This is a genomic window from Aquimarina sp. AU58 (genome assembly GCF_900312745.1).
Classification (GTDB): domain Bacteria; phylum Bacteroidota; class Bacteroidia; order Flavobacteriales; family Flavobacteriaceae; genus Aquimarina; species Aquimarina spinulae.
Map to the genome: position 1 here is coordinate 1 of NZ_OMPD01000009.1, position 13,039 is coordinate 13,039.

At 31.7% G+C, this 13,039-nt stretch carries 9 protein-coding genes; 4 read left to right on the forward strand and 5 right to left on the reverse strand.

What is annotated here, in order from left to right:
- Positions 1 to 202 precede the first annotated feature (202 nt).
- Genes DK441_RS06660 through DK441_RS06675 form a run of 4 tightly spaced genes read right to left on the reverse strand, consistent with a single transcriptional unit; the run spans position 203 to position 4,718 of the window.
- A complete protein-coding gene (locus DK441_RS06660) occupies positions 203 to 1,879 on the reverse strand; it encodes a 3-coathanger stack domain-containing protein (RefSeq protein ID WP_109098027.1) in 1,677 nt (558 codons plus the stop codon).
- 3 nt (positions 1,880 to 1,882) lie between these two features.
- On the reverse strand, positions 1,883 to 2,635 hold the full coding sequence (locus DK441_RS06665; protein WP_082994807.1) for a hypothetical protein: 753 nt from the start codon (positions 2,633 to 2,635) through the stop codon (positions 1,883 to 1,885).
- 29 nt (positions 2,636 to 2,664) lie between these two features.
- Positions 2,665 to 3,666, reverse strand: coding sequence for a hypothetical protein (locus DK441_RS06670; protein WP_109098028.1), 1,002 nt, complete (start codon positions 3,664 to 3,666; stop codon positions 2,665 to 2,667).
- Between the two features lie 32 nt (positions 3,667 to 3,698).
- Positions 3,699 to 4,718, reverse strand: a complete 1,020-nt coding sequence (locus DK441_RS06675; protein ID WP_109098029.1) for a hypothetical protein — start codon at positions 4,716 to 4,718, stop codon at positions 3,699 to 3,701.
- Positions 4,719 to 4,932: 214 nt separating this feature from the next.
- Here DK441_RS06675 and DK441_RS06680 point away from each other — a divergent pair, with 214 nt between their 5' ends.
- The 3 genes from DK441_RS06680 to DK441_RS06690 all read left to right on the forward strand — a co-directional run bounded on the left by DK441_RS06680 (position 4,933) and on the right by DK441_RS06690 (position 8,388).
- Positions 4,933 to 5,304 (forward strand): BlaI/MecI/CopY family transcriptional regulator, encoded by a 372-nt coding sequence (locus DK441_RS06680; RefSeq protein WP_025663470.1) that lies wholly within the window; start codon positions 4,933 to 4,935, stop codon positions 5,302 to 5,304.
- Entirely contained in the window at positions 5,301 to 7,172 is a 1,872-nt protein-coding gene (locus tag DK441_RS06685) for a M56 family metallopeptidase (protein ID WP_109098030.1), read from the forward strand. Before DK441_RS06680 ends, DK441_RS06685 begins: the two co-directional genes overlap by 4 nt.
- Positions 7,173 to 7,287: 115 nt before the next feature.
- The gene (locus DK441_RS06690) at positions 7,288 to 8,388 is read left to right on the forward strand and encodes a DUF4407 domain-containing protein (RefSeq protein ID WP_109098031.1); all 1,101 of its coding nucleotides are present in this window, start codon (positions 7,288 to 7,290) and stop codon (positions 8,386 to 8,388) included.
- A 241-nt stretch (positions 8,389 to 8,629) separates the two neighbouring features.
- Here DK441_RS06690 and DK441_RS06695 read toward each other — a convergent pair whose 3' ends face one another.
- The gene (locus DK441_RS06695; protein ID WP_109098032.1) at positions 8,630 to 10,837 is read right to left on the reverse strand and encodes a leucine-rich repeat domain-containing protein; all 2,208 of its coding nucleotides are present in this window, start codon (positions 10,835 to 10,837) and stop codon (positions 8,630 to 8,632) included.
- Positions 10,838 to 11,263: 426 nt separating this feature from the next.
- On the opposite strand from DK441_RS06695, the gene DK441_RS06700 reads away from it, so the two are divergent.
- Positions 11,264 to 12,910, forward strand: a complete 1,647-nt coding sequence (locus DK441_RS06700) for an AraC family transcriptional regulator (RefSeq protein ID WP_160111973.1) — start codon at positions 11,264 to 11,266, stop codon at positions 12,908 to 12,910.
- Positions 12,911 to 13,039 lie beyond the last annotated feature (129 nt).

A 13,039-nucleotide genomic window follows, 5' to 3' on the forward strand; every position in this document is an offset into this window, starting at 1 on the left:
AAACCCTGGAGTACTTCCTTTTGGAGGAGCAATAACCGAAAAAGGAAACTATTTCGTAAAAATAACATCCAAAGGAACTTCAGAAATACATACCATTGTAAAGAAATAACCTAATAAATCTGGTTGTAAATGAAGAAACATAAAGCGGGTGTCAGTTATATACTGTACACCCGCTTTTTTATGTAGAAATAAAATAAATTAGTTATCGTTTGATCAGTAATTTTTTAGAAATCGAAATTCCGTTATTAGTTGATATAATAATATAATACAAACCTTCTTTAAGAGTTTGAACATTTACATTGTTTTTGGTAGATGAGATATCTTGTTTTAGTTTTATAGCCCCCAAAATGTCATAAACTTTAACAGATGCATTATCTAGATTTTTTAGAGAGTATGTAGAAATAGTGAACTCATGATTTGTAGGATTTGGGTGTATTACAAAACCCTCAAATTCAGGTTTGTCTATGGCAGAAACACTTTTATTTTCTTCTATTGATGTGGATTCTACTTCTCTAGAAGTTGTACAATTTTGGATTTTTGCAGTAAATTTTGACCCACTTGAAGCTTTGAAACCAGTTGAGAGTGTCACTTTTTGACCAGCAGTATATGTTGCAATACCACCATTTGAGATGGTATTATTTGCAGTTAACATATTTGCGGCTTCTTGATTATCAGTGGTTCCTGACGGAACATTTTGAGTCACAGTCAAATTATCAGGACATCCGTTTGATGGGAGAGCATTTGGAGGTAAGTCATTACCCAAATTCTGAATAATTTCTTCAATAGGTACTCCTCTGTTTGGGCAATTGGCGCAATGATGTAAAGCAACTACAAGATCATCACCATATCCCAAAACAGGAGATCCAGAAGATCCACCTTGGGTATCGGCAAAATATCCTATATCATTACCACTTCCACCACAACGAGGTCGAGTTAAAGAAAATATACGGGCTACACCTCCTTGATCATTTGTATTTGTAGAAAGTAATGCAATTCGTTTACCCCAAGCTCGTGGATGTTGAGGGATATAGATACGTTCGTTTATAACCGCACCAGTATTTCTTAATTGTAAAAACCCATAGGTTTGCGGTAAATTAGTAGTCGTGTTTAATTGTAAAAGAGCATAATCTAATGGTGCATTTGCACGAATAAGATTTGCAGAAGTAGCCTCAACGGTACCTGAGCAGGCAAGCCAAGAATCACAATTTGAATTACAATTTGCACCTTGTGCCATGAATTCTACAGTCACATTATTAGCATCAGCTTGGTTTTGGATACAATGTTCATTGGTCATTAATTGACCATTATCTCCGATTAACCAACCTGTACAAGCAGATGTTCCGTTAATTAGTAATCTGGCTACTGCGCGTGAACGATTATAGGCATTAGGCTCGTTATTTGAATAACAAATAGCATTTCTAGAGTCATCAGCTCCACAAAGAGCTTCATCCTGTTCAGCTCGTATTGATTCTAAAGGATATCCTTTTGCAACTATATCAATAATATACCCAAATCCTCCTTTAGGATTACTACTAAATATCTCAATGATCATTTTATCATCATAAATAGGAATACTCCAAAAACTATTACCTCTTTTCTGAATTGTATTATCAGAGTATTTCCAGGATCTAGTATTGTTTACATCTCTTACAACGATATAGTCATTTGCTGCTAATTGTATTTTACTGAAATGTACTGCCACATAACCTGCATCTTTTTGAGATACTTCTTGACTCCAGACCATTTTATGTACACTGGTCATGTTACCTTGATAAGGATGCGGACTTTGGTGAGTGCTAGTAACTTCTTCTCCTACTTTGGTCTGCGCTTGAATACTACAAGCAATTAATAAACAGATACCGTATAAATATTTTTTCATCGTTTAGTTTTGATTTTTTAATTGTAAGTTTTCCTTTTCTAATTCATCGACCCTTTTATTTATTTCGATAATGTATAGAGTTAACTCTTCAATTTTTTGAAGAAGTTTTGCATCCATTTCTCCTAAGAAAATTCCATTTTCTTGCACTTCTGATGCACTGGGAATATCTTTTAAATGTCTATTTTCTTTAATATGATTTTCAACTTCTTTTAGAGTAGGTAATTTGTAATCGTCATAGAAAACAAAATCAGACCAAGTCCCCGCTTCTACAACCATTTCTCTTGCACCTATGGATCCTTCGACAGCTAACCTGTGAGAACCGGTATTTGTTGTTCCTATTCCTACATTTCCTGTCTGTCCATCTATAGTCATTCTGGTGATTCCGCAACAGGTGCTAGTTCCTCCTATTCGAAAATTCATTCTGGCAGGATAATTACCAGGTGTAAATGCACCTGTTGTAGTAACCGATATTCGTCCTATTTGTACGTTTGATTGTCCATCAAATCCAGAATAAATAATTGTCCCTAATAATCTACTTGCAGGAGTTGATGTAGGTGTAGTAGAGTTTCCTCCTGTGTTTAAAAAATACAAATGTGGGTGTCCTCCATTAAATAAACCTTGTCTAGTTGTAATATTTAAAGATGGATATTTATTGTTTAACTGATTGATGGTTATTTTATCATCAAAAGTTTGCTGACTGTAGGATGTCGTTTGAATTGTTATGATTAATAACAAAATGCTTAATATTCTTTTCATCTGTTATTTTATTAAGTTTAATTAGGTTTTTATTTTTTAGATTCTATTAGCTTTTCAAGCTGATCTAATCTTTCCTCAATAGATTTTAACCTTTTGATTTCTTTTTCTTGTTGAATGGTGTATAGTGTTAATTCTTCAACTTTCTGAAGAAGCTTAGCATTCATTTCTCCTATCGAAATTCCTTTTTTAAATACTTCTTTTTCTGAAGGAATATTTTTTAGGTGCCCGTTAGTTTTTATATGCCGTTCAACCTCTTCTAAACTCGGTAGTATATAATCAGATTCGAATACAAAATCTGACCAAACATTAGGCTTTACTATGACTTCTTTGGTTTTTGTGGTTCCGTCAATGGCTAAATTCCCTCCAGAAACACCAAGAGTATTATTATCTCTTAAAATTAGCCTCATATCATAGTCAGTTGTAGGATCATTAGAGAAATCAAAATAGGGAACTCCATTACCTCTTAGTTCAATAGAAGCACCTTGATCTGTATTTATTATAGCTCCGGTATTTCCCCAACTAATACTCTGGCCTGTAGATAGCTTATTACTCATTTTAACATCGCCGCCTTCAAAAGAAAGTAAGTTATCATTCCTAAGGATTAATCTCATATCATAGTCGGTAGTAGGATCATTAGAGAAATCGAAATAGGGAACTCCATTACCTCTTAGTTCAATAGAAGCACCTTGATCTGTATTTATTATAGCTCCGGTATTTCCCCAACTAATACTCTGGCCTGTAGATAGCTTATTACTCATTTTAACATCGCCGCCTTCAAAAGAAAGTAAGTTATCATTCCTAAGGATTAATCTCATATCATAGTCGGTAGTAGGATCATTAGAGAAATCGAAATAAGGAACTCCATTCCCCCTTAGTTCAACAGAAGCACCCTGGTCTGTATTTATAATGGCTCCTGTGCTTCCCCATTTGATTTGTTTAGTCACAGTAAGTTTGCCATTAATAGTTTGATCTTGAGCCGTAAGGTTAAATACAGCTACAATGCATAGAATTAAGCTTGATAATTTTTTCATCGTTTTGGTTTTAAGAGTTATAGAATGAATTTTTATTCGCTGAGGTTTTGGATTTTATTTTGAAGAGCAGATACTGTTTTTCGCAAAGTTTTCAATTCTTCATCCTGTTGAATTGTGTAGAGCATTAGTTCTTCTATTTTTTCGAGTAATTTTGCATGCATACTTCCGATTTGAATTCCATTTTCTCGAACTTCTTTTTCACTTGGTATATTAGGAAGATGCCCTTTGTTTTTAATATGTTCTTTGACTTCATTTAGCGAGGGTAATTTGTAGTCAGAACGAAATACATAGTCTGGCCATGGTGAGGCTTCTACTACAATCTCTTTGGCTCTAATATTGCCATTTACGGCAAGCTTATAACCTCTTGTATTAGTAGTTCCTATACCAACAGTGCCATCGGTATCAATAATTCTTAAACGTTCGACTCCTTTGGTTTTTAGAATTAGATCATTGTTGTAAGAAGAAAACGCATTTGTAGTTGTATATACATCTTTGTTAAAGATAAACTTGGGCATATCGGTGTAGATATGTGCCCAACTACTGTTAAGAGGACCAACATCGATGTATCCATAAGTTCCGTTAACTCGTAATGCCCCTCCTGCAAGATTTCCTCTAATACTTCCATTAATATGGAGTCTAGTTTGAGGATTAGAAATACCGATCCCCATATATCCGTTTTCGTCTTTAATCCTTAAACGTTCGGTTCCTTTGGTTTTTAAGATGAGGTCATTGTTGTAAGAAGAAAATGCATTTGTAATAGTATATACATCTTTATTAAAGATAAACTTTGGCATATCGGTATAGATATGAGCCCATCCGCTGTTAAGAGGACCAACATCTATGTATCCATAAGTTCCGTTAATACGCAGTGCTCCTCCTGCAAGGTTTCCTCTTATGTCTCCGTTGATATGTAGTTTGGCTGCCGGATTGGTGACTCCTACTCCTACATTACCACTTAAGCTGTAAATGGTGTTCTGATTGTCGTAATTGTGCTGTGCAGACAATCCTATAGCGCTCAAGAGAGTCACTATTGATAAAATAATTTTTTTCATTGTGTAATAAATTTATTGGTTAAATCTTATTTCTAAAGGTACAAATTCCCTATTTCTATTCTTTTTTTTTAAATGTAAAGTATATGTTAAATAATTGATTATTAATATGTTACATATGGGTTTTCCGTAAAAATAGTAATGTAATCACAAATAAGTTTTGTATGTAAAATATTTTATTCTACATTTGTAGAGTTAATTCTAATAGTGTAGAACAATGCAATTATCAAAAACTGAAGAACAATTAATGCAATATCTCTGGAAATTGGAGAAAGCCTTTATGAAGGATTTATTAGATTCTTTTCCAGAACCTAAACCTGCAACTACTACTGTAGCTACACTATTGAAAAGAATGATTGATAAAGGTTTTGTGAATTATACGTTATATGGAAAATCAAGAGAATATTATCCATTAGTAAAAAAGACAGATTATTTTTCTAAACATGTAAATGGACTGATTAAGAATTTTTTTAACGATTCGGCTTCACAGTTTGCATCATTTTTTACATCAGAAACCAACTTATCTACTACAGAATTAGAAGAACTTAAAAAGATAGTAGATAAACAAATCCAAAAACAAAAGCAATGATTATATATATAATAAAGTCATCTCTTTGTTTGGTGCTATTATGGTCTTTTTACAGGCTATTTTTAGAACGAGAGAATATGCATCATTTTAAAAGGTTTTACCTTCTTTTTAGCTTGATTTTTGCATACACGATCCCTCTGGTTACTATTACTTATGAAACAGATACAGTACTTAATCAAGAAAATATTCAACAACCTGTAAATCATCTAATCCTATCAGATAATGTACAGGTAGAAGCCACGTCTTCAGACTATTTTTCGACAATTATATGGATCGTTTATGGTATAGGTGTTTTGATTTTTGCAATTAGATTTATAAAAAATATATACCATTTGATTAAGAAGGTAAGAAGAAATGAAAACCTGAAAGAGTCCTCACATATTAATGTGCTACTTACAAATTCTATTATTCCGCATACATTTTTACATTACATATTTGTTCCTAAAAAAGAATTTCAGAAAAAAGCTATTCCGCAAGAAGTATTATTACATGAGAAAACTCATGTACAACAAAGACATACTTTAGATATTCTGTTTGTAGAGATTTTTCAAGTGATTTTTTGGTTCAATCCAATATGGTTTTGGGTAAAAAAATCAATTAAGTTAAATCATGAATTTCTTGCAGATCAAAAAGTATTGAAGCAACAGTTTTCAATACATCAATATATGGACCTACTCGTTAATTATCCAAACAGTTCTCATCAAGCTGTATTAGCGAGCCCTATCAATTATTCATTAACCAAAAAACGAATCGTTATGATGTCGCAACAATTTTCTAAAACTAAAGCAACAACTCGATTGTTGCTGTTTCTACCTATCCTTTTAGGATGTATTCTTTTGTTTAACAATAAGATGGTAGCTCAACAAAAAAGTACTACAATCAGTACTACTGTAGCGCCAACTCACCCTGATAAAAAAATAAAAATCAGAGTTAGTGGAGAACAAATTAATATTAATGGAATTACCACCGATTTATCTGGTGTGGCTGCCGTTATTGATAATGCTACAAAACAGTGGAAAGACCATGAGTTAACAGAGTTTCAATTTAGTGTTAAACTAGAAAACACGAATGATAAGTTTCTCAAAAAACTCAATAAGGTATACCGAAAAACAAGGTTATATAAAGCTAATCCAGATGGGCATGATCTTATTCCACCTTCACCTCCGGCACCACCAAAAATGAGAACGAGTGTCGTTCCTGGACCTCCGCCTTCTCCTAAAGCACATAAAAAATTAAAAGCTCCAAAGCCTCCAAAACCGCTTAAGGCGCCAAAAGTGTCAAAGCTTCCGAAAGCACCTTCTTATTCTCGGACAGAACTTGAAGAACTTGAAAGAGAAGCAGAACTTATAAAGGAAGAAGTAGAAAGAGAAAAAACTGAACTCGCAGAACTGGCAGAAATAGATAAAGCTATCGCTATTGAACGAGCAGAGGAAGTAAGGTATGAAGCAGAGGAAGTAAAAGAGGAAATAGCAGCCTTGGCAATGGAGAGGGCAGAAGCATCAAGATATAAAGCAGAACAAGTAAGAGCGGTAGCGATGGAACAGGCTGAGAAAGCCAGAGTAATCGCTATGGAAGAATCAAATAGAGCCCGGGAGCAATCTTATAAGATAAGAGAAGAAGCCATGAGAAATGCTGAAAGAGCAAGATTTGAAGCTGAGAAGGTAAGAGCTATGGCGCGAGATAATGTAGAGAAATCAAGAAGACAAGCAGAAAAAGCCCGCAGAAAAGCTATAGACCAAGCTAAAAGGGCTCGTGATGTAGTAAGAAAAGAGGCTATCGAAGAGAGAAAAGAAGCGCGAAAGCGTATACAAGAAGCCAGAAAAGAACAACAAAGAGCTCGGGAAAAAGCGCAAAAAGAGAATAATTAACAGATCAATTTTCTGATAATTTTAAAAACGAAAACTCCCCTTAGGGAGTTTTTTTGTGCAACATATCGCTATAAATCAGCGTTATACTTATTATCAATCAAAAAACCCTTAGATGATGTTAAAACGTTTTTTTATTTTATGCTCCGGCGCAGATGCCGATATATTAGCAGATAGTTCTGATGGAGAACAGAATAAATATGCTGGTATCGGAGCAACAGTTTTCTTTACGGCGGTAATGGCTTTTATTGCTGCCAGTTATGCCTTATATACCGTATTTGATACTTATTTTACTGCTATCTTCTTTGGTTTAATCTGGGGCTTGTTGATCTTTAATCTGGATCGATTTATTGTATCTACTATTAAGAAGAAGGATAGTTTTATGGATGAACTCCTACAAGCTTCACCAAGAATTATTTTGGCCGTAATTATTGCAGTTGTTATTTCTAAACCTTTAGAATTAAAGATTTTTGAGAAAGAAATTGATCGTGTTTTACTCGAGCAAAAGAATGATTTTACTTTAGCGAATAAAGAACAAATCGCAACACAGTATACTCCGGCTATTGCTACAATTGATTCTGATATTAATACACTTAAACAAGAAGTAACAACCAAAGAAACCGAGGTTAACGATCTTTATGAAACCTATATTGCTGAGGCAGAAGGAAGAAAAGGTACAGAGATTATTGGAAAAGGACCTGTATATAAAGAAAAACGTGAGAAGCATGATACAGCTTTGGCAGAATTAGCCGAATTGAAAAAAGCGAATGCAGAGAAAATAACTACCTTAGAAATTCAAAAAACAGAATTGACTGCCGAGTATGCTAATCAAGTGACGACATCTCAACCTATTATTGATAATTTTGATGGATTAATGGCTCGAGTAAATGCTTTAAATGAGTTACCCTGGTTACCTTCATTTTTTATCTTTTTATTATTTCTAGCTATAGAAACCTCACCTATTTTTGCAAAATTATTCTCTCCAAAAGGAGAGTATGACTTTAAATTAGAAGATGTAGAAGGTGAAATAAAAACATGGGTTGCTCAGAAAGAAGATCAGCGAAAAGTACTATTAGAAACAGATCATACGATTAATGATAGAGTATATGGTGATCTTTCTGAAGAAGAGGAATTATATGCATATAAGAAAAAGATTGCCCGAGAAATGATGAAAAAACAGCAAGATGCTTTTTATAAAAAGCAAACGGGCATTTTATAAATTTGGTACTTCTCAAAATAAAAATAGACCTCACAAGCTCATACTATGGCTTGTGAGGTCTGTTCGTTTAACAATGTTTTATATAAGAAAGATAGGTTATACTATGTGTAGAAAAAAAGTTGTGAATATGTATTCTTCATCTTATGACAGGTGTTTTGTACTTCTAACTCAACCTATTTCCCTGATCATTTACAAATAATAGCGAATAACACAACCTCTTTTCTTTAAGTAGTATCGCGATTTAGTTTTTAATAAATTTCGTTGTTAATAACCCTTTACTGGATTGAAGATGAAGAATATATTGGCCAACAGGCAATTCAGTAACATTAATCAAAACAGAATTAAGACCCATTAATATATCATTTGTGCCTTTTGGAGTTGGAGCAGCAAAAGGATCTTCTTTTATAAGTTCGTCTCTAGGATCAACGGTAAATTTAACAATTACTTTTTTTACAATTTCCCCAGAAAGCCTTAGTATAGTTACAGTAGCATTACCAGTAGTTAAAGGGTCTTTAGGAGTTATTGCTAAATAGTTACTTGCCGGATTTGGCGAAAGTATAAAGTGATTATCAAAAGCACTTGTTTTGGTAGGTTTACAACTAGTATTAACGTTACATGTAGAGTACCCCAATGTAAATCTTATATAGTTGCTAATCTCGTTTAAAAAAGATACCGAATTAACACAAACAAAATTTAGTTTTGGGCATCCATCTAAGTAAAGACGTCTAGCATGATGAACTACCCCAGAGAAATGCTGGTAACTTTGGTAAAAAGAATGATTTCCTGTTAGATATGCTTCTCTTAGATTTGGATTGTTGCTAATGTTTAATTTATTTACAGATTTACAATTTCTAATATCAATTTTGGATATTAAGTTTCTACTAACATCCACAGTTTCTAAATTAGTATTTGATGTAATATCTAATGTAGTTATTTGGTTATTAGACAATCGTAGTACTTGTAAATCTACACTACTGTTTAGAGATATTTGCAATAATTGGTTGTTATCAAGAGTAAGATAACGTAATAGAGTCTTATTGCTAAGATCGATTGAGGTTAGCTTATTATTGGCTAGATCTATGGTGTTTAGTTTATTGTTTTTACTAAGGTTTACAGAAGAAATTTGATTGTTTTTAAGAAGAAGAACTCTTAGGTTAACAAAATATTCAATCCCAATTATATTACTAATGTTTTTATTTTCAAGATTGATAACACCTACCTTTTCTGCTTCGTCTACAGAGATTTGATTATCACTGTCAATATCATATTTAGATACGAGTCCAGCTTTAAAATTAGGGTCATTAAAATTAATGATTTTAGAAGTAGGAGCTAAGCTACAGTCACTACTAATAACACAATTATAACCTAATGCATCAACTCTATTTTGTATGTATGCAGTATCAGAATAATATTTGTGTAAGCAAATAAATTCTAGTTTCGGGCATTTTTCGATCTTAATATATTTACTTAGGTATCGATGTGTTAAAAACATGGTCTTTAACTCACTATTGTCACTAACATCTAGGTTAACTATTTTACAGTTTCTGGCATCTAGTTTAGTTATCTTGTTTTTTGAACAATATAGAGAAACGAGGTTGATATTTTTAGAAAGATCTATTTCTGTTAAAACATTAGAGCCTATATCTAATCTTTCTAGATTTGAGTTTCCGGTAAGATTGATAGACGTTAATTTGTTTTTCTCAACGTTTATACGTCTCAATGTTGAAGTTACAGGCAATTTTAAACTAGTCAGTAGACTTTCTCTTACATCTAGATGAGTAAGCATTGTATTTTTAGAGGCGTCTATGTTGGTTAGTAAGTTGTTACCGATATTTAATTCATCTAATTTTGTGTTTTTGGAAACATCTAAGCTTGTTAATTTATTCCCCCACACATATAACCTGGTTAAATTTAGGTTTTTAGTACTATTTAATTCTTCTAATTGGTTAGTCCATGCATGAAGTATCGATAATTTTGTATTACTATTAATATTAATTCTTTTAAATCTATTATTGTATATTTTTAATTCAAATAATATCACATTTTTAGATACATCCAATTGTGCTAATTGATTGCTATTTGCATCCAATCGTTCTAATTGCGTACATGCGGATATATTTAAATTAGTCAACTGATTTTGACTAACATCCAAGTATTGTAATTTTGTGTTTTTTGTTAGATTTAAAGAGGTTACCTTATTCTTAGGAATAGTGAGGTATTTTAAATTTATAAAATGTTCTATTCCGGTAAGATTTTCAATATTCTTATTTACAGCTTTTATGGATATAGCTTTTTCTGCTTCTTGCTTACTTATGTTTGCATCATTATTGGTATTTATTGATGATGCTAGTAAAGCATTTTTAAAATTAGCATCAGGGATATAAATATTTTGCGCATAAGAGGTTAGGGTAAGGCATAGTAGTATACCCAAAAAGATAATTTTTTTCATAAGTACGAATGAGTTAGTTTTAATTTGATAAATAGTTAATAGAATTTGTTTTTTAGGCTTTGTATTGAGGATGTTTTTTGATTATTTATATCAAATTTTGTGTAGATCTTGCTGGCTTATTTGAAACAAAGATAAAGGTGGAAATTGCACTATAACAACAGGAGTAACTTAGGATTTATAAATCTTGATCAGTATATTTATAAATCTTAACCATTGTTTTTAGCTTCAAAATGCTTTTTATCAGAAGGTTTGTTTTTTTTAAGAAAGTTTCATGATTTGTTATTGAAATCATACTCTATTTATATGGTTATCCCTTATCTTGTCAACAATTTTTAACTATTCACTTTGAATATAAGAATGAAGAATATTTATAGTATTGTTTTAATTTTTATAAGTTTCACCTTTCTCTATGGTAAAGGAGTAAGTATGATAACGAAAAACAGGATTAGTGAAAAGCAATATTCAGTTTCGGATTCTTTAAATCATAAAACCTTTGATGAATTGCGGTCGCTTTTTATTAAACACTACAAAGATTCAGTTTTTATAAAAAAATTATCGAATACATATCTTACCAGAGCAAAGAGAGATAAGGATAGTATTGAAATAGCAAATGGATATCAGATATTCTTTGAAATGAATATAAATAATCCAAAAGCAGCTTTGGCATACACAGATTCTATGATTGTTGTTACCAAAGGCGTAAAAGATGAATTCTACCCTGCAAGAGGTTACCTTTTAAGAGGTTATCTTTTACAAAAATTAGAACGATATAATGAAGCTTTAACTTCCTATTTAATTTCGAAAAAACATGCAGAGATCAATGATAATATTGGTCATATCATTGCTATAACACATAATATTGCAATACTTAAGACCATCTTAGGAAAAGATGGAGAATCTTTAGAAATCTATAAAAAAAATTTAGACCTCCTATCGACTCAGGATACTATAGGTAAATTTAGGTCACATTATATAGCTACTCTCTGTAAATTGTCGGATAGTTATAATTTATTTAAAAAATATGATACCGCACATTTCTATTTGAAAAAAGGAATTACATCCACTCTATCAGGAGATATCCCACATTTCTATTCTGAGTTACTTTCATCATATGGGGTTAATAGTTATTATAGAAAAGAATATAACATAGCACAGGATAGTTTAAAAAAGTCTCTATCTCTTTCCAAAAAGACTCCATATACTAATATACTTATTACCTATTTGTATTTAGGAAAAACACTGTTAGAACTAGAACAGGAAGAAGAGGCTATAGGGTATTTTAAAAAAATAGACTCTGCGGTACACGTTTCTAATTATATATTAGAAACCAGAGAAGCATTTACATTACTTATAGATCATTATAAGAGGAAAAATGATAAAGCAAATCAGCTAAGAATCATGGAAAAACTGATAAAACTAGATAGTAGTTTTTCTGTAAAGTATAAAAAGTTACACATAGATATTGAAAAAAAGTATGATAACGTACAACTTATTAAAGACAAAGAACGATTAATAGATAGTATTAAAAATCATAGTAGAACAACCATAAACCAGCTATGGGTTTTTGGTGGATTAACCATCGTATTGATAAGTCTGGGGTATTTATATTATTACAAAAAGAGAAAGAAAAGCTATGAAAAAGTATACCAGGAAAAATTACTAAATGCAGAACATCTAAATAAAAAGAAAACGCAGAAAACAAAAGATATTGAAATCGCACCAGAATTAAGAGACGATATTTTAAAAAATTTAGAAGAATTTGAGAAAAATAAAACTTTTTTAAAAAATGGCTTAACATTAGCCATAGTTGCCAAAAAACTAAAAACAAATTCTACATATTTATCCAGGATTATTAATATGGATAAACAAAAAAACTTTGCTAACTATATTAATGATTTACGTATTGAATATTGTATACAACAAATAAAAAATAATAAAAAATTTAGACACTATTCTATAACATCTATGGCAAAAGAAGTAGGCTTTAATAATATTCAGTCTTTTGTTAAAGCATTTTATAAAAAAAATGGTTGTAATCCTGCTGAATACATAAAAGAGTTTGTCAGTGAGTGAGTTATGGGATTTCAACGCTTGATAAATACCACTAAATATTTATAAATCTTACCCAGAACATAAAGGGATATGTCTAACAATTAGTGTTTGTTAGTTACATTTACATTATAACAAAGTTCAAATTAACTC